The following is a 16666-nucleotide window of genomic DNA, read 5'->3' on the forward strand; positions in this document are numbered from 1 at the left end:
TCAGTGGCTTACTGTCTCACACTCTTTAGCCACGCGTGCGACAAGACGCATGGATGCCGTTTTTATGGTGTTTGGCCGCCGTTAGCTTCGGTTCAACGCGACGGCCGCTTTGATCAGGTCGACGAAGGCGGCTGCGGCGAGGGTGTCGGCTTCCTTGAGGTCGACCGCGCGCCGCGTGCCCGCGGTGAGACTGGCGTTGAACACCTTGGCGGGGTCGGGGAGTGCTGCGCCTTGCGCGAAGGTGACTTTGATCTTGTCCTTGTAGGTTTCCAGCGTGCAGACGAGACCGTCGAGCGAGAAGGTGGGTACACCGTCGGGGTTAGAAGGCTTGCGCCACTTTACTTCTTCGTCGATGTCGGGCTCAGCCTCGTTGATTAGTCGGCGGATTTCGGAGACTCGGGCTTCGCGCCAGTCGGTTGTCATGGGGTAACGGTACTCGGGGCGGCTGGGGTTGCCGCGAGCAAATCCACCTCATCTACCCGAATCCACCTTGCTCGGTGAGTGAGGTGGATACGGGTAAACGAGGTGGATTTCAATCGGAACTTAGGCGCTCGCCCTGCCTGCCGATCACGACGTCCGCGGATCGACGCCGGCAAGCGAACCGATGTGGTTGGAGTGTTGCCGCCGGGACTCTTACGGCCAACCGGACGGCCGTCGCGCAGTCGCACGCCAGCGCACGCGCCTGCCTCGGGTGTGCCGGCGGGAGTGATTTGGCCGTGCTCGAATTCGTCGGCCATCGCCGCTGCAGTCAAGCGTGGAGCCGATGACGGGAATCGAACCCGCGTATTCAGCTTGGGAAGCTGATGTTCTGCCATTGAACTACATCGGCGTGCGAGCGAGCTCGCCAGCAAAGCCTAGCAAACGACGAGGCAGGGACCGCCTCGGCACTCCGGTCGATCCATCCGCCACCTACGCCGGGTTCGTAAACGACGCCAGGAACTCGGCCAGCATCTTCGCCGTCACAGATCGTGGAAGTGCTTGCACCGCAGCCACTATGGCCGGCATGTCGAGTTCGCCGCTACCCCCACCGTGTGGGTCGACGCCTGCGGCGACCAACGCCGCCGCCGTCGCTTCACTGGGCAGGCCAAGCACGGTGTCGATGTCGAGCGAACCACCAGCCAGCAATTCGGCCAGTTCAGCCAACGCCTGCGGTGGCTCCTGGGCAGGCAATCCCCGCACCTCGTCGGCCGCTGCGACAAATGCCTCAACAAGTTCATCGACGATCTGCTCGGTAACCGGCGTGATGGTCAGGTGGGTCGTCGGCGGCAATACAGTGCCATCGGTTTGGGTATACCCGGGCTGCACCTGCAGTGCGAATCCCCGCTTCGAAACCGCCTCCGACCATCGATGCGTATCGACCACGGTCCCCGACGTCGGGTCACTCGCCACCGCGAACACTGGTCCAACCGGCTCCCCGACAACCCGCAGTCCGTCGATGCCGTCAATGGCCTTGGTCAACCGGCGTGACGAATCGGCCACGCGCACAACCAGATTACGAAAACCGTCCTCGCCCAGGTACTCGATGATCGCCCACGACGCCGCCAAGCCCGCCGCCGACCGTGAACCCAACAGCGTGGGGTTAACCACCGGATAGCCCGGCCAGTCCGTCGTCGCGAAATACTGCGCACGATGCCGGTCCCGGTCGGAATGCAGCAGTAGCGACGCACCCTTCGGTGTGTACCCGTACTTGTGTAAGTCCGCGGACAGGCTGGTAACGCCAGGTACCCGAAAGTCCCACGGCGGCAACGACTCATCCGGCCACCAGGCCAGCGCGAACCCGCCGAGACACGCATCGACGTGTAGCGGCAATTCCCGCGCCAGCGCGAGCTCTCCCAGCTCGACGACGGGATCCGCAGTGCCGGTCGGATAATTCGGCGCAGAGGCCACGATCAAGAAAGTATCGTCGCGTAGCGCAGCTTCGACCGCGCCGACCGTCACAGCGGTAGTCCCGACGTCAACCGGCACCCGAATAATCTGCACGCCAAGCAGTTTGGCTGCTTTGTCGAAAGCGGCATGCGCGGTTGACGGCACGACGATCGATCCGGAACCCGCTGCGATTCCCGCATGATCGCGAGCTGCTTTGACGGCCAGCAGGCAACTCTCCGTCCCGCCCGACGTTACCGAGCCGACGGTCTGGTCGCCGTGAAAGATCTTGCGGCCAAAGGTGATCACCTCGCGCTCCATCGCGGCCACCGAGGTGAAGACCGTTGGATCCAGGCCGTTGACCGGCTGAACCAACCGCGCCGCCGCGGCGGCAAGCTCGTCGAGTTCGGCTAACCCGGAGTCGTAGACGTAGGACAGCACCCGACCACCGTGCGTCGGGGCGTCGTTGTCCCGCAGCGATTCGAGTTCCGCCAGTATGCGAACCGAGCGCGGATCAGCTGTCATCGACTGTCTCCTAACAATTTCACTGGCGTATCCGTCAATCTACGCAACACCGCGAGCGTTACCAGGACAAGTACCGCGGGCACCACCGAGAAGCCGACGACGATCCCCCACACCGCGCTATCTGGTTGTGTCACAGTCTCGTCGCCGCGCGACGATACAAACCCGGTGACCGCCAAGACCGCCAGGAATACGGCCGGTCCCAGTGCCAAACCTACTGCTTCGCAAGCAGTCCACAAACCCGACATCGAACCGCCCTGATCGGCGCCCACTCGCTTGGATCGTTCGTCGATGACGTCCGGCAGGATGGCCAACGGAAAGATCTGCATCCCCGCGTACCCGACTCCGGCGGCGCAGATCGATAGATACACCCAGGCGCCGCTCCACCATCCGGCGGCGAGCAGCGTCAGCATCGCCACCGCGAAAATCGCTGATGCCCAACGCAACGCGGCCACCTTGCCGATTCGCTGGCCGACGAATGACCAGAGTGGCATCACCACGATTGCTGGCGCGACTAACGCGACAAAGAGCAAAGTAACCGCGCCGTCCCGCTCAAGTACGTATTTGGCCAGATACGGTGCGCCAGCCAGTGGAATCGCCGACGCCAGCGCCTGAATCACGTACACGGACAACAGGATTGGAAACCGCCCGCCTCCGGTGACCGCGCCGAATGCCGCACGGTAGGAGCCGTGCGGCGACGCCGCACCGGCGGACGAACCGCCTCGCCACGCGGCCCATACCGTAGCGAGAAGCATTCCCGCACTTATCAACAACCCCGCCGCGAGCGCCATTACCGCGTATCCAGAAGCTCCGCCAACCGCATCGCGGATCGCCGGCCCGCCTGCGCCGACAACCAAAATGGTCGCCGCGAGAACCGCGATACGACCCGATACCAGCCGGGTCCGTTCGTTGTAGTCGTCGGTCAGGTCGGCCGGAAGTGCGACGTAGGGCACCTGAAAACAGCTGAACGCCACCGCGGTCAACGAGAACGCGACAAGGACCCAACCAGCGGCGGCCCACGATGGCCACACCGTAGGGGCAGAGAAGGTGAGCACGAACAGCGGCGCGATGGCGAGGGCGCCGATCACCATGAGCCGCCGCCGCGTCCCCATTAGTCGCTTGTCGGCATCGCTGCGCGCCCCGATGATCGGATTGAGCAGCACGTCGATGACTTTGGGCACCAGCACCACGAATGAAGCGAGAATCGCTGTGACTGCCAGGGTATCGGTCAGGTAGAAGGCAAGCACCAAGCCGGGAAGTACACCGAACCCGCCGGTACCGACGCTACCCGCGGCATAACCGAGGTAACTCCGCCGTGAGATGCGCTGACTCACCGCCGATAGGCTTCCACGCGCTCCCACATGCGGGTATAGGCCTCAGCCGCCCGGAATAGATCACTCACGACCGCGGCTCCGTCCGGCCCGGCCTGGATGCGCAAACTCTCGATCCAATCGGGCAGTAGCCCGTAGTGCGATGTCCCGTCGATATTCACATCGAAGTAGCGGGTCCCGGTGTGTTGCTTACTGATTCGACTGCCGCCGTCGGCGCTGACATACGGGTAGCGGACCGGCGAGGTCCGCGCCGATGATCGCGGATGTGCCTGCTTCCCGAGCCCGCCCATATCGGGACCGAAGCCAAGGCCGAAGTAGTAGTTGGAACTCTGTTGTGCGCGAACTACTCTCCACGCCGACAGGAAGTCCGGCGGCATATCGCCGTGCCGGCCGGTCTCGCCGGGATCGGCCTGTGCGGGGGTGGCGAACAGCCCGACGATTCCGCCGTCCGTCAGAATCCGGCGGTAATTGGTCTTGTCGGTCCACGTATGCGACGACACGACGCCGGGGTAGTGCTGTGCGCCAACAAGATCGAGTACTCGCGTCGCGGATTTCACACTGAGGTGGTCTACGTCGATAACCATGTGGCGCTTAATGATTCCCGCGACGGTATATTCACCGAGGGAGGTCAGCCCGCGAATATTGCATTGACCGCGGGGGTATCCGACGACGGGATTGTCCCGTTGACTGGTCCGGCACCGTTCGGTCTGCCATGGGTGTCCGGTAGCGAGAACCTCGCCGGCATTGACCGCTACGCCCGTGGTGCCCTGATCGAATCGGGTGCCACCAAGCGCATTGTCGAACTTGTGGGTCAGGATGATCTGGCGAATCCCCATGGCATTCAACTCATTGAGGCTCCGGTCGATGTCGGCGGCTGAACACGAACCGCCGTTCTCCCGGCAACCGAACGGCTCCGACACCTCGATACCAAGTGTGACGGCCACCTTGCCCGCCGCGATGACGCGACGCGCATCCGCAGCCGTTGAGACGATCCGCAGGAATCCCTTGCCGGGCCCGCCGGCTTGCGCATCGACATAGTTCTGCAGTCCGACCAGCATTCGGTGCTGGATACGTACTGACTCCATCTCGTCACATGGTTGGTCTCGCAGCGGATAGCGTTCGCACAGAATCCGATTCTGTACGTAGTAATTCTGAATCATGCGCAGCCCTGATCGCCACGCCCGCTCGATCCATCGATAGTAGGTCTGCTGGTGGGTCAACGAATCCCACCGGGGCCAACCGGTGAACGATGGCCATCCCGAGGTGTCGTGCGGACCGGGACGGGATAGCACCATCTCGCCGATCGCGGGGATGCCGGCAGGTTGATGGTCGGGGCAGTCACGCAGTGCGGCCGAAATCCCCAGCGGGCTATACGGTTTGCCGCAGAGTAGCTCGCCGCCGAGGTACTGGCTGGCCATCAAGTGTGCATGCGAGTCTACAAATCCGCTGACGTTGCCGGCGCTGTCGGTACCGGAAGACGGTGTCCCGGAGACGTTGAGTTCGGCTTCGGGAAACGCTCGGCAACCGCTGACGGGCGAGATTCGAACAGCGTTATGCGACACGGAGGTGGCCACCGAGCTGAGGCGAAAAGTCTTGCCGGTGCGGCCAATCGACCAGACCGAGCGTGCGGACGGCACCGACGAGGTAACGAAACCGCGTGACGCGTCAGCATCGACGACCTTGGCATCGGTGCCGTACAGCAGAAATTCTCCGAGTGCCGCGGCTTTCGCCGTTAGCGGACCGCCACCGATCCGCTGCCCGGAACTATCTGTGAGCGTGAGGCATTTCCCGGCCAGGTCATACGCGGGCGAACTCGGCGGAGTGGCGTTGGACACGGGGGTGTCGATACCGCACACAATCCCAACCATCATCATCACCACGACGGGCAGCCGCCATCGGTACCCGTGTCGCATTTGGGCAGTCTGCCATTTCGACGCGGCGAACGGACGGGTTTTGATCACGCCGACCGAAACGACGTCGGCTCAGAAGCGGCGCAGCCGTTGGGTCTTCGCGTCAGGTGCGCTGCGATTGGCTGACTCGTCGTAGTCCTCGGACAAGCACATTGACCGCAGCACGTTGTGGAACACGACGAGTCCGTAGAGATTGGGGGCGCTGAGAATTCCGCCGCTTCGCGGGATCAGGTCGCCGGTGATATTCAGTCCGGGGAACAGTAGGTTGGCAGCTTGCGCGGCCGGATCGACACCCGCGTTGTCCCACGCGACGCTAAGCAGGTGAGTCGAGATGGCATATGCGTAGTAGGCCGCGGTCAGCGACTTGGTGACCGTCAGATCCGACAGTGGCATCGTCTTGGTGAAGTCAGCGCCCTCGTGATAGTTGTGCGTGAGGCCGATCGCTATATCGGCAGGTGCGCCGCCGACATAGGGAACCAGCACCAGTAGACCCGACAAGATTGTTTCCGCGGTGTTGAAGTCAGCGGGGTCGGCCGGAATCATGTTGTGCGGCACTTGCGCGTGCTTCATTCCGCCCTGAAGTTGTTTGGTCAGCCGCACGATCTGTGCATCGACCTTCGGATCTTTGTTGAGGTAGCGCAGATAATTCGAGGTGCGGGTCGCAATACGGGAGAGCGGCAGCGTGCCGATTGAGGGGCAGTGATCGGGATCGGCCAACTGAACCTGTCCGGCGAGGTCTTTGACGATCGCCGGGACATCGCCGGTGAAGGTGAGGTTTTTGATCGGCTTGCCCGCATTGTCCTTCTCCGCCTTGGTGACCGAGACGATGCAGGAGTCGATCAGCTTGGCCGAGATCACCTTGTAGAGCTGTGTCGCGGCGAAGATGCCGAGGAAGATCGGCAGCGTGATCAGCGTGCCGATACTGATCGGGCCGAACACGGTGCCGATCGGCGGTACGCTGCGCCGGGCGATGGTCAGCGGCACGATGACCGTGACATAGAGATAGAGCCAGGCGGTCTCGACCGCCTGGGCCAGCGTGAGGTTCTCAACCGAAATCGCCTTGGTCGCTTGGCCTTCGCGGACATTGATCAGTTGGGTGACGATCCACTGCGAGATGGGATCGCGGTAGGTCAGGATCGGGGCTTTGTCGTCGGCGCCGAGCTGAGTTGGATGGTTGGACACCCACAGCGTCGAGACGCGCGCGGCGGTCATATCCTTGTGCGCCTTGGCTTTCAGCGCAGGGGCTTGGTCACGTGCCGCCTTCGGCAGATTCGGCACAAACGAGTCGAATAGCGAGTCGAAGACCTCGCCGAGGGTCGCGAATTGAGATCCGACACACTCTTTGGGAGTGTCGGCCGGTGTGATCACCGCCGTCGGAGCCGCGTGTGCCACCCCGGCGGACCGTTCGGTCACCGAGAGCCCGACCGTCATGGTGAGCACGACTGATAGCGACGCAATGAGTGCCCGCCTGACCGAAGGCAGGCGGCGATTCGACCGCAGCATATGGTTTCCCGACCTTGTGACTATGCAAACGAACTGATTGAGGGCTGGTGGTCACCGTTTATCGGTGCCCATCCGGAATTAGAGCAGCTTGGGTAACGATAAGGGCGCGGAATGGTCACGGCGACTCGAGGATTGTGGTGCTTCCAACTGTTCACTTCCCGGCCAACTTGTGCCAGGGTCGCCCGGCGCGTCAGCTAGGGTGACGGACGTGCTGCTCTCAGATCGCGATATTCGCGCCGAGATCGCCGCGGGTGCGCTGGCGATCGAACCCTACGACGCCGCTCTGGTTCAGCCGTCCAGCGTCGATGTTCGGCTGGACGGACTGTTCCGAGTGTTCAACAACACCCGGTATACGCATATCGACCCCGCGCAGCGCCAAGATGAGCTGACCTCTCTGGTCGAGCCGGTGGCCGGTGAGCCATTCGTACTGCATCCCGGGGAGTTCGTGCTTGGCTCGACGCTTGAGGTGTGCACGCTGCCCGACAATCTGGCCGGTCGCCTGGAGGGTAAGTCGTCGCTCGGCCGCCTCGGTTTGCTTACCCATTCGACGGCGGGTTTTATCGATCCGGGCTTTTCCGGGCACATCACACTGGAACTGTCCAACGTCGCGAACCTGCCGATCACGCTCTGGCCCGGGATGAAGATCGGCCAACTGTGCCTGATTCGCCTGTCCTCACCGGCCGAGCATCCGTACGGCAGCGATAAAGTCGGTTCGAAGTACCAGGGCCAACGGGGCCCGACGCCGTCGAAGGCGTACCTGAACTTCACCCGTCCAGCGACACCACCGAGTTAACGGCAGTTGGCCTGGGGGCCAACTGCAACCTTGCGCGCCAAGAGCATTCACCCCCACGTCATGTCGTCGCAGCCCGGATGACAGGCTGACCCCGTAGTCACTTGAGTATGAAGGTCACAGTTATCGGATGCGGTTATCTCGGTGCCACTCATGCGGCCTGTATGGCCGAGTTGGGGCACGATGTTCTCGGTGTCGACACCGACAGCGCAAAGATTGACCGACTGTCGCGCGGCGAGGTGCCCTTCTTCGAGCCGGGCCTCTCAGATGTGTTGCGACGCAACATCGATGCCGGGCGGCTGCGATTCACTACCGACTATCGCGAGGCTGCTGATCACGCCTCGGTGCATTTCCTCGGGGTGGGGACTCCCCAGCAGGAGCGGTCGCAGCGAGCAGATATGAGTCAAGTCTTCGGCGCTGTCGAAGCGCTAGTCTCCCGACTTCGGGGCCGCCACTTAATCGTCGGCAAGTCCACGGTGCCGGTGGGAACCTCGGCCGAACTGAATCAGCGCATCGCCGAACTCACCGCCGACGTCGACGCTAGCGTCGAATTGGCCTGGAACCCCGAGTTCCTGCGCGAGGGTTTCGCGGTCGAGGACACCTTGTCGCCGGACCGGATCGTATTGGGTATCGACGGCGATCGTGCTGATTCCAAGGCCGAAGGCGTTATCAGCGAACTGTACCGCGAGATTTTCGAGGCAGGCGTGCCATTCGTCCGAACCGATTGGCCCACAGCGGAATTGGTTAAGGTCTCGGCCAATGCGTTTCTGGCCACCAAGATCTCGTTCATCAACGCGGTAAGCGAGATCTGCGAGGTGGTCGGCGGCGACATCTCCACGCTGGCCGACGCCATCGGATACGACGCGCGGATCGGTCGCCGGTTCCTCAACGCCGGACTGGGATTCGGCGGCGGGTGCCTCCCGAAAGATATCCGTGCGTTCGCCGCGCGGGCTGAAGAACTCGGAGCGGGCGACAGCCTGGCATTTCTCCGGGAGGTCGACGCCGTCAACATGCGACGTCGCACCGCGATGGTCGACCTCGTCGAAGATGCTTGTGGTGGAACAGTTCTGGGCGCGAATGTGGCGATACTCGGCGCTGCGTTCAAACCTGAGAGCGATGATGTGCGCGACTCTCCGGCGCTCAACGTCGCGGGCCAGCTTTCCTTGCGCGGTGCGCGGGTGAGCGTCTTCGATCCTAAGGCGATGGATAACGCACGCAAGCTGTACCCGACGTTGCGGTTCGCGTCGTCTGCATCCGATGCGGCCCGATCCGCCGATGTGGTGATCGTGGCTACCGAATGGGCTGAGTTCGTCCATATGGCGCCGGAGGAGCTGGCTTCGATTGTCGCGCGGCGGGTCGTCGTCGATGGTCGGCGCTGCCTGAATCCGGAAGCCTGGCGGGCCGCGGGATGGCGGTACTTGGCGATCGGGAGTAGGCCGGATGAGGCCGCCGAGGCGGTTTCGGGCAGTTCACGCGACCGTTTGATGAGGCAAACACGTGATTCGAGATCGCCAGGCGTGTTAGTTTAGGTCATGACCGCAGTACTTCCGCCTAACCCCGCCGACGCGGCGCGGCGCGGTGACGCGGTGTTTGGCGCGGCTGCGCAGGACGACGTTGAACTGATGAATTACCTGGTCGCGACGGGTCGGGTGGCAGAACCCGAAGGGGAGGCCTGGCGTGCGGAGTTGCTTGCTCAGATCGCCCAGGCGCGACGCAACCTGGCGCGTTGCGAGGGGACCTTCGTCATGGGTGAGGATTACGTTCGCCTGTTCCGGGTCACTCGCAACGACATCACGTCGGTGACCCGACGCGGCTCGCGGCATCGAACGGCGGTCGACGTCGAATCCGATGATCCTCCGACGCAGCCTCTCGCACCCATTCGGCTCACCGTCTTGCCGCATCCGGAATTCACGCCGCGTAGTTCGATTCCCCGCGGTCGCATGCCAACTCCGGCCGACTTGGAGCCCTTGCCGAGCGAACTTCGCCCTCCCCGTGGACCGCGTGTGCGGGCCAAGCCGACGGTGGCGTCGCGGATGTTGTTCGGGGCGGCATCGGCCATACTCGCGGCAGCTGTCGCGACGGTACTGATCGCGGCGTGGGCACCCGATTCTGAGCAGACCACTCAGACGGTGGCGCAGACCCGGACGCATGAGACCTCGGTGACTGTTCCGACCACAACGCCGACCGCGAAGGCGCAAGACATCGCCCTTGCGCGTCGACCCGCCGCGACCTATGACGCGCCGGAGCCGACGACGAAGTCGCGGAGTTCGGGATCATCCTCGCCCGGCTCGTCGTCGGATAACGCACGACGCACGACGTCGGGACCCAAACGTCAGCCGCAGCGGACGGCGCCGAAGCGACGCACCGTGCCGAATCCGATTCCCGGCCTGCCGCCGATCGTGTTGCCGTAGACCGACTAGTCGACTCGTTCGTTCCTGCTCGCTTCGAGATACTGACTCAGCTGTCGGGCCATGTCGCGGTCAAGAGCACGGTTCAGCATATTGTGCGCCGAAACCATTCCTGCACGGCGCAATTCGCCGAGAAGCTCAGCGGCCCAATCGGACTCGCTGTCGGTCTTCGGCAACCAGCCGTCCGAATACTGGTCGGTGATAGCGCGTCGTCCCGACGAGATGAGCGTCGCTGCGATACCGCTCATCTCGGCGTCCACTCGCCCGTGGACTTCGCTGATATCGGCGAGCGCGATACCGAGTTTGACCAGCCGCGAATAGGCGAAGATGGTGTCGGCGTCGTTGACCGTATACGCGGACGGATCGGATTCGGCAATCGGTTCGAGCAGACCGAATTCGACGAGGCGAGCCATTTGTGCGGGATTGGCGGTGTTGAGCAGTTCTTTCAAATCGGTTGCGGTCATCGTGGTCGACGTCGACGTCGACCAGGGTTCGGTCACCACCTCGTTGAGCCCGAGAACATCAGCGAGGTCGTCGCCGCGTTGGATCCCTAACAGAAAGTCGCTGATGTGGCGGATCGTGAAGCCGCGCCGCAGCAGATTGTTGATCACCCGCAGTCGGGAGAGATGCGCATCGGTGTAGATGGCTATCCGTCCGCGCCGCACCGGTCGCGGCAACAGGCCGCGGTCCTGATAGCCGCGTACGTTCCGGGTCGTGGTGCCGGCGGCGCGGGCCAGATCGTCGATGCGGTACTCGGTCATCTGACAATCTTCTCAGGTCGGCGAATAGTACGGACAGGCTGCTGTTCATCCCCCGTTCGTATTCACGAAAAGCGGGCGGTGCAGGATCTATCCGATGTCTGATTTCGAAATGCCCCATTCCGGCCCGTCGGTCAGCCGGCGTCGGATTCTCGGCGCAGCCGGAGCCGGTGCGATCGCGGCCGGAGTTGCTGGTTCCTTCGCGGCCGGGGCAGCGTCGGCCGCTCCCGCCGCGCGAGCGATTTTCGCTCATGGTGTGGCCTCGGGCGACCCGCTTGCCGACGGGGTGATCATCTGGACCAGGGTTACCCCGACGCCTGATGCGACCCCGGGGTCGGGCCGCGGTGGCGCGGTAAGCGTCGCGTGGGAGTTATCGACGTCGGAATCTTTCGAATCGGTTGCGGCCTCGGGGGTGACGACAACCGGTCCGGCCAGTGATCACACGGTCAAGGTCGACGTCACCGGCCTGTCGCCGAAGACCTTCTACTGGTACCGATTTCGAGTCGTCAGCGCCGGTGCGCGGGCCCGAGGATTCTCGCCGGTCGGCCGCACCAAAACCGCGCCACGTCATGATGACGCAATAGCGAAGGTGCGGTTCGGAGTAGTCAGTTGTGCCAACTGGGAGGCTGGCTACTTCGCCGCGTACCGCCACCTGAGTAACACGCGCAATCTCGATGCCGTTGTCCACCTTGGTGATTATCTCTACGAGTACGGGGTCGGCGAATACACCGCCAAGGCCGGTCCGGTTCGCGACCACCGGCCTCGGCACGACATCGTCAGTCTCGCTGACTATCGAATTCGTCACGCGCAGTACAAATCCGATCTTGATCTACAGCAACTGCACGGGCGAGTGCCGTTCATCTGTACCTGGGACGATCACGAATCCGCGAATGATTCGTGGCGGACCGGCGCGGAGAATCACAAGCCGTCGCAGGGGTCCTGGTCGGCGCGTAAGGCCAACTCGGAAAAGGCATATTACGAGTGGATGCCGGTCCGTCCGGTCGCTGACGCCGCCGGTCGGCACCTGTACCGGCGCGTGCGCTATGGAACGTTGCTGGAGTTGTCGATGCTGGACTTGCGAACCTATCGGGACGAGTCCCCGACGCAATTATCGGCCAAGATCGACGATCCGCGTGCGACGATCACCGGCCGCGCCCAGATGAACTGGCTGACCAACGGTATCTCGACGTCGCAGACGCGTTGGCAGATCGTCGGCAATCCGGTGATGATCTCACCGATCCTGTTGCCGCCGTTGGACCCTGAGCGCACGCGAGTGCTCACCGACCTGATCGGGTTGCCCGCAGACGGCGCACGCTTCAATGCCGATTCCTGGGACGGTTACACCGCTGACCGTAAGCGGCTACTCGACGCGATCGACCGTTCAGGCAAGCGCAACACGGTGTTCATCACCGGCGACATTCACATGTCGTGGGCGTGTGAAGTGCCACGCAAGCCATCGGACTATCCCGGATCGGGAAGTATCGCAACGGAATTCGTCGTTCCGTCGGTGACGTCGAATAATCTCGATGACGACGTGAACGTCCCCGAGCACACCCTCGGTCTGCCGGCCGCCGCAGCCATCATGGCTACCAACCGGAACACCCGCTGGGTGGAGACAGACTCGCACGGGTATGGCGTATTCACGGTGACATCCGATGCGGCCCAAATGGATTGGTATTTTGTCGCTGATCGGACCATACGGAACACGCCGCAAATTCATGCCGAGTCGTGGCGGGTAGGCGCGGGCGCGCGAAGACTGACGAGGGTAACCGGCGCCATCACCGAGTAGCTAGTCCTTGGCCAGACCCCGCGCGATCAACTCGATCACGTTCTCGAAATTCGCGCCAGCTTCGACGACGTCGGGGAGTCCTGCGCCGAGTTCCAGGCTCATCGCCCCGTGCACGCAGGACCACACCTGCAACGCGATCGAATACGGATCTCCGTCGCGGATGATCCCACCGGTCTGTCCGTAGCGGATGGTCTCGGTGAGCACCTCGAACGCGTTACCCGCGATTTCGGTCTCCGGATGACAATCGCGGGCGAACATCAGCGAGTACAGCGTTGGATTGGCGAGAGCGAAGCGACGGTAGCCGCGGCCGGAGTTGGCCAGGCGCTGTGCCGCGTCGTCGTCGCTTGCGTCGATGATCGTCGCGAATTCGCGGAAGCCGTCGGTGACGACGGCGTTGAGTAGGCCCTCCTTGCCATCGAAGTGGTTGTAGACGCCCATTGGGGCCACGCCCGCCGCCGAGGCGACGGCGCGAATGGTTAATCCCGACTCACCACTGTCTTCCAGGATTCGACGACCCGCCGCGACGAGTGAGGTGCGGATCTGGCTGGCGGGGGTGCGCGATGTCGCGCGCTTGGACGGTGAGTCGGACATACATTCAGGTTACAGAACGTTGTTCTACAAATCCTTGACACGAATAATAGAACGGTGTTCTATCTACGTAGGACAACGTTCTATTAGATGTCGATTGGATGCGGACTCATGAAGAATAAGTGGATTGCGCTGGTGGCCCTGTGCTTCGCCGAGCTGCTGGTAATGGTCGACAATACGATCGTCAACGTCGCCCTGCCGACCCTGGGGCGCGACCTCGACGCCGGCATTTCAGGTCTGCAGTGGATCGTCGATGCCTACACACTGGTATTCGCAGGGCTGCTGCTCGCTGGCGGCTACCTCGGCGATCGATTCGGACACCGCAAGATGCTCGCCATTGGCGTGGTCGGATTCATGGCGGTGTCAGTGGCGGCTGCGCTATCGACAACACTCGGGCAGCTGATCACCACTCGCGCGGGACTGGGAATGTTTGCCGCACTGGTCTTTCCGGCAACGTTGGCCCTCATTGTCGCGACGTTCACCGAAGCGAAGGAGCGGGCGGCGGCGGTGGGAGTCTGGGCCGCGACGTCGGGGATGGCCGTCGCTATCGGCCCGGTCCTCGGTGGCTGGCTGCTGAACCACTTTTCCTGGGCCTCGGTGTTCTGGGTCAACGTGCCCTTTGGAGCGTTGGCTCTCGGCGCGGTGCTCCTCGTCATCCCAGCACCAGCGAAACGTTCAATTGCCCTGCCGCGCTTCGACGTAGCCGGCGTTGTCCTCTCCGTCGCGGGACTCGGTTTGCTTACCTACTCGGTGATCGAAGGCCCGACGGTCGGCTGGCTCACCTGGCGCACAATCGGCGGACTTGTTGTGGCGGTGGCAATTCTGGGCATCTTCGTGGTTCACCAGCTTCGGATAGCGCATCCCATCTTCAATGTCGCCCTGTTCGCCAATCGCCGGTTCGCCGGTGCGGCCGGAATGATCGCGGTCGCCTTCTTCGCACTATTCGGGTTCATCTTCCTGATCACCCAGTTCTTCCAGGCGGTGATGGGCTATACGCCGTTACAAGCTGGGGTTCGCACCTTGCCATTCGCGTTGGTGGTGGCGGCATTGTCGCCAGTTGCGATGGTCGCCTCGCATCGGTTCGGACCGCGGGTGGTCGCAGTCATCGGCGCATTGCTGATGGCGACCGGATTCGGGCTGGTGGAATTCATTGATCGCGACTCGACGTACTTCGGGCTGATCATTTGGTCGATGATGCTGATGGCGGCGGGACTGGCGCTGATCTCCGGGCCGTGCACGCAAGTGATCATGGACGCGTTGACCCCCGAACAGGCCGGTGCCGGCTCGGCCATCAACGACACGACCCGCGAGATCGGCGGCACGCTCGGTGTCGCGGTGCTCGGTTCGGTTCTGACATCGGTCTACGTGGCGAATGTCGGTGTGCGACTGACCGATCTGGGCGTTCCGGCACCGGCGCGCGACATCGCACAGCAGTCGGTGATGGCCGGCGTCGAGGTGGCGCTGCGGTCACCCGGACAAGCGGTGGACGCTGTCCGGGCCGCGGTCGCCGACGTATTCATCGATGGTTTGCAGCAGGCGACGTGGGTTGCCGTCGGCATTTCGGTGGTATCGGCCGTCGTCGGCGGTTGGGCGTTGGGGGGATCGCGCAGCGACACCGACGACGGCCGAGTCAATGGGGCAGAATCTTCTTCTGCCGATGAAGAGATTAACCAGACTGCGCCAGTTGGGCTTTCACATCAGGTTTGACGACTTTGCCCACTTTGGACCGGGGAAGATCGGGCCACACGTGTACGACCTTCGGCGTCTTCACACTGCCGATCCGCTCTTTGACGAATACGGTCACCGCGTCTGGGTCTACGGTGTGGCCGGCACGTGGCTGGACCACCGCCTCGACTCGTTCGCCCCACTTCTCGTCCGGTCGGCCGATGACGGCGCAATCCTGAACATCTGGGTGAGCCAGTAGCGCTTGCTCCACCTCTACCGAGTACACATTGAAGCCGCCGGTGATGATCATGTCTTTCGCACGGTCAACGATGAACAGGTAGCCGTCGTCGTCGAGGAAACCGATGTCGCCGGTGTGATGCCAGCCGAATTCGGAGGCCTCCGCGGTCGCGGTGGGATTCAGGTAGTAGCCGGGTGTCACCAATGACGAACGCACCACGATCTCGCCTCGCTCACCTCGCGGCAGTTGGTTGCCCTTGGTGTCCATAATCGCCAGCGTCACCAGTGGTGACGGACGACCCGCAGACGAAAGACGTTGCGTAGCAACCGAACCATCGTCGTTGAAATGGTCCGCCGGAGCCATCGTCGACACCATCATCGGAGCTTCGGTCTGCCCGAACAATTGCGCCATAACCGGGCCGATCCGGCTCAACGCCTCTGTCAACCGAGCGGGTGACATCGGCGCGGCCCCGTACCAGAAGCATTGCAGCGCAGAGCGATCGGTGGAATCAAGGGCAGCGTTTGTTAGGACCATATAGAGCAACGTCGGCGGTAGGAAGGTGTGCGTCACCTGGTGTCGTTCCAGATGCGTCAGGAAATCCCCGACATCTGGCTTGCGCATGATGACTATCTCGCCGCCGAGGCACATAATCGGGAAACACAGCACCCCCGCCGCATGCGTCAGCGGCGCCAGCGCGAGGTAGATCGGTCGTCCGACGAATGGGTAGGCCATCAGCGTGATCGCCGACATCGTCTCGAGATTGGTGCCGGTCAGCATCACTCCCTTGGGCGTACCGGTGGTGCCGCCGGTCCCGGCGATCATCGCCAGATCATCTCCGGCTCGAGCATCCGGTGCCGAACCTGTTCCGGCGGAGAGGAATTCCGCCAAGCTCAGCGCCCTGTCATCGTCGTCGTCGAGGCAAACCCAGGTGTGCACCTTGGTGAGCGCCGGCCGGATCTTGGCGACGAGGGGAGCGAATGATGCCTGGTAAATCAATACGCTGCAATCGAATTGATCGAGCAACTGCTGATTCTCGGCAGCTTCATTACGTGGATTGATCGGGCACCAGACCGCACCCGCGCGACTGATACCGAAGATGCACGTAAATGAAGTCGGGTCATTGGCGGACAGAATTCCCACCTTGTCACCGGGAGCGACACCGTGGGCAACCAATGCGGACGCAACCGAATTGGATAGCGCCACAACGTCGGCGTACGACATTGATTCGCCGTCGGTGGTGAGGCAAGGCGCCTCGCGATTCAGCGAGGCGCCCTTGTCGAGGAAGTCGACGATGCGCATGA

Annotated in this window: 14 protein-coding genes and 1 tRNA gene; 5 read left to right on the forward strand and 10 right to left on the reverse strand. The window is 62.8% G+C overall.

Going from position 1 to position 16666, the window contains the following annotated elements; genetic code table 11:
* Positions 1 to 81: 81 nt before the first annotated feature.
* The 7 genes from AAFP29_RS01530 to AAFP29_RS01560 form a co-directional block, all read right to left on the reverse strand.
* Complete coding sequence (locus AAFP29_RS01530; RefSeq protein ID WP_419215535.1) at positions 82 to 423, reverse strand: DUF1801 domain-containing protein; 342 nt, start codon at positions 421 to 423, stop codon at positions 82 to 84.
* Complete coding sequence (locus AAFP29_RS01535; protein WP_419215536.1) at positions 420 to 752, reverse strand: hypothetical protein; 333 nt, start codon at positions 750 to 752, stop codon at positions 420 to 422. The genes AAFP29_RS01530 and AAFP29_RS01535 overlap by 4 nt, the downstream gene beginning before the upstream one ends.
* Before the next feature lie 3 nt (positions 753 to 755).
* A tRNA-Gly gene (locus AAFP29_RS01540) sits at positions 756 to 829 on the reverse strand.
* Positions 830 to 909: 80 nt separating this feature from the next.
* Entirely contained in the window at positions 910 to 2388 is a 1479-nt protein-coding gene (locus AAFP29_RS01545; protein WP_419215537.1) for a pyridoxal phosphate-dependent decarboxylase family protein, read from the reverse strand.
* On the reverse strand, positions 2385 to 3719 hold the full coding sequence (locus tag AAFP29_RS01550) for an MFS transporter (protein WP_419215538.1): 1335 nt from the start codon (positions 3717 to 3719) through the stop codon (positions 2385 to 2387). Before AAFP29_RS01550 ends, AAFP29_RS01545 begins: the two co-directional genes overlap by 4 nt.
* Positions 3716 to 5629, reverse strand: coding sequence for a sphingolipid ceramide N-deacylase (locus AAFP29_RS01555; RefSeq protein WP_419215539.1), 1914 nt, complete (start codon positions 5627 to 5629; stop codon positions 3716 to 3718). Before AAFP29_RS01555 ends, AAFP29_RS01550 begins: the two co-directional genes overlap by 4 nt.
* A 69-nt stretch (positions 5630 to 5698) precedes the next feature.
* Complete coding sequence (locus AAFP29_RS01560; RefSeq protein ID WP_419215540.1) at positions 5699 to 7057, reverse strand: hypothetical protein; 1359 nt, start codon at positions 7055 to 7057, stop codon at positions 5699 to 5701.
* Positions 7058 to 7337: 280 nt separating this feature from the next.
* Between AAFP29_RS01560 and dcd the strand changes: the two genes are divergently transcribed.
* The 3 genes from dcd to AAFP29_RS01575 all read left to right on the forward strand — a co-directional run bounded on the left by dcd (position 7338) and on the right by AAFP29_RS01575 (position 10330).
* Positions 7338 to 7922 carry a dCTP deaminase gene (gene dcd / locus AAFP29_RS01565; protein WP_419215541.1) on the forward strand — a complete coding sequence of 195 codons (585 nt, stop codon included), beginning with the start codon at positions 7338 to 7340 and terminating at the stop codon, positions 7920 to 7922.
* Between the two features lie 107 nt (positions 7923 to 8029).
* Positions 8030 to 9448 (forward strand): UDP-glucose dehydrogenase family protein, encoded by a 1419-nt coding sequence (locus tag AAFP29_RS01570; RefSeq protein WP_419215542.1) that lies wholly within the window; start codon positions 8030 to 8032, stop codon positions 9446 to 9448.
* Between the two features lie 3 nt (positions 9449 to 9451).
* The gene (locus tag AAFP29_RS01575; protein ID WP_419215543.1) at positions 9452 to 10330 is read left to right on the forward strand and encodes a hypothetical protein; all 879 of its coding nucleotides are present in this window, start codon (positions 9452 to 9454) and stop codon (positions 10328 to 10330) included.
* A gap of 5 nt (positions 10331 to 10335) precedes the next feature.
* Here the strand turns inward: AAFP29_RS01575 and AAFP29_RS01580 are convergent, their stop codons facing one another.
* Positions 10336 to 11088: a MerR family transcriptional regulator gene (locus tag AAFP29_RS01580; protein WP_419215544.1), complete on the reverse strand. Its 753-nt coding sequence runs from the start codon at positions 11086 to 11088 to the stop codon at positions 10336 to 10338.
* A 94-nt stretch (positions 11089 to 11182) separates the two neighbouring features.
* Here AAFP29_RS01580 and AAFP29_RS01585 point away from each other — a divergent pair, with 94 nt between their 5' ends.
* Positions 11183 to 12874 carry an alkaline phosphatase D family protein gene (locus tag AAFP29_RS01585; RefSeq protein WP_419215545.1) on the forward strand — a complete coding sequence of 564 codons (1692 nt, stop codon included), beginning with the start codon at positions 11183 to 11185 and terminating at the stop codon, positions 12872 to 12874.
* On the opposite strand, the gene AAFP29_RS01590 is transcribed toward AAFP29_RS01585, so the two are convergent.
* Positions 12875 to 13465 carry a TetR/AcrR family transcriptional regulator gene (locus tag AAFP29_RS01590; RefSeq protein ID WP_419215546.1) on the reverse strand — a complete coding sequence of 197 codons (591 nt, stop codon included), beginning with the start codon at positions 13463 to 13465 and terminating at the stop codon, positions 12875 to 12877.
* Positions 13466 to 13573: 108 nt separating this feature from the next.
* Between AAFP29_RS01590 and AAFP29_RS01595 the strand changes: the two genes are divergently transcribed.
* The gene (locus tag AAFP29_RS01595) at positions 13574 to 15169 is read left to right on the forward strand and encodes a DHA2 family efflux MFS transporter permease subunit (RefSeq protein ID WP_419215547.1); all 1596 of its coding nucleotides are present in this window, start codon (positions 13574 to 13576) and stop codon (positions 15167 to 15169) included.
* Here AAFP29_RS01595 and AAFP29_RS01600 read toward each other — a convergent pair.
* Positions 15129 to 16664, reverse strand: coding sequence for an AMP-binding protein (locus tag AAFP29_RS01600; protein WP_419215548.1), 1536 nt, complete (start codon positions 16662 to 16664; stop codon positions 15129 to 15131). The genes AAFP29_RS01595 and AAFP29_RS01600 overlap by 41 nt on opposite strands.
* Positions 16665 to 16666 lie beyond the last annotated feature (2 nt).

Origin of the sequence: Gordonia sp. CPCC 205333 (genome assembly GCF_048537885.1) — a bacterium.
Classification (GTDB): domain Bacteria; phylum Actinomycetota; class Actinomycetes; order Mycobacteriales; family Mycobacteriaceae; genus Gordonia.

What these genes read in the sequence shown, in the direction of transcription:
- AAFP29_RS01600 (WP_419215548.1), bottom strand. Translation starts at nt 16,664, where the DNA reads ATGCGCATCGTCGACTTCCTCGACAAGGGCGCCTCGCTGAATCGCGAG.
- AAFP29_RS01545 (WP_419215537.1), bottom strand. Translation starts at nt 2,388, where the DNA reads ATGACAGCTGATCCGCGCTCGGTTCGCATACTGGCGGAACTCGAATCG.
- AAFP29_RS01570 (WP_419215542.1), top strand. Translation starts at nt 8,030, where the DNA reads ATGAAGGTCACAGTTATCGGATGCGGTTATCTCGGTGCCACTCATGCG.
- AAFP29_RS01595 (WP_419215547.1), top strand. Translation starts at nt 13,574, where the DNA reads ATGAAGAATAAGTGGATTGCGCTGGTGGCCCTGTGCTTCGCCGAGCTG.
- AAFP29_RS01560 (WP_419215540.1), bottom strand. Translation starts at nt 7,057, where the DNA reads ATGACGGTCGGGCTCTCGGTGACCGAACGGTCCGCCGGGGTGGCACAC.
- AAFP29_RS01580 (WP_419215544.1), bottom strand. Translation starts at nt 11,088, where the DNA reads ATGACCGAGTACCGCATCGACGATCTGGCCCGCGCCGCCGGCACCACG.
- AAFP29_RS01585 (WP_419215545.1), top strand. Translation starts at nt 11,183, where the DNA reads ATGTCTGATTTCGAAATGCCCCATTCCGGCCCGTCGGTCAGCCGGCGT.
- AAFP29_RS01590 (WP_419215546.1), bottom strand. Translation starts at nt 13,465, where the DNA reads ATGTCCGACTCACCGTCCAAGCGCGCGACATCGCGCACCCCCGCCAGC.
- AAFP29_RS01575 (WP_419215543.1), top strand. Translation starts at nt 9,452, where the DNA reads ATGACCGCAGTACTTCCGCCTAACCCCGCCGACGCGGCGCGGCGCGGT.
- AAFP29_RS01555 (WP_419215539.1), bottom strand. Translation starts at nt 5,629, where the DNA reads ATGCGACACGGGTACCGATGGCGGCTGCCCGTCGTGGTGATGATGATG.
- AAFP29_RS01530 (WP_419215535.1), bottom strand. Translation starts at nt 423, where the DNA reads ATGACAACCGACTGGCGCGAAGCCCGAGTCTCCGAAATCCGCCGACTA.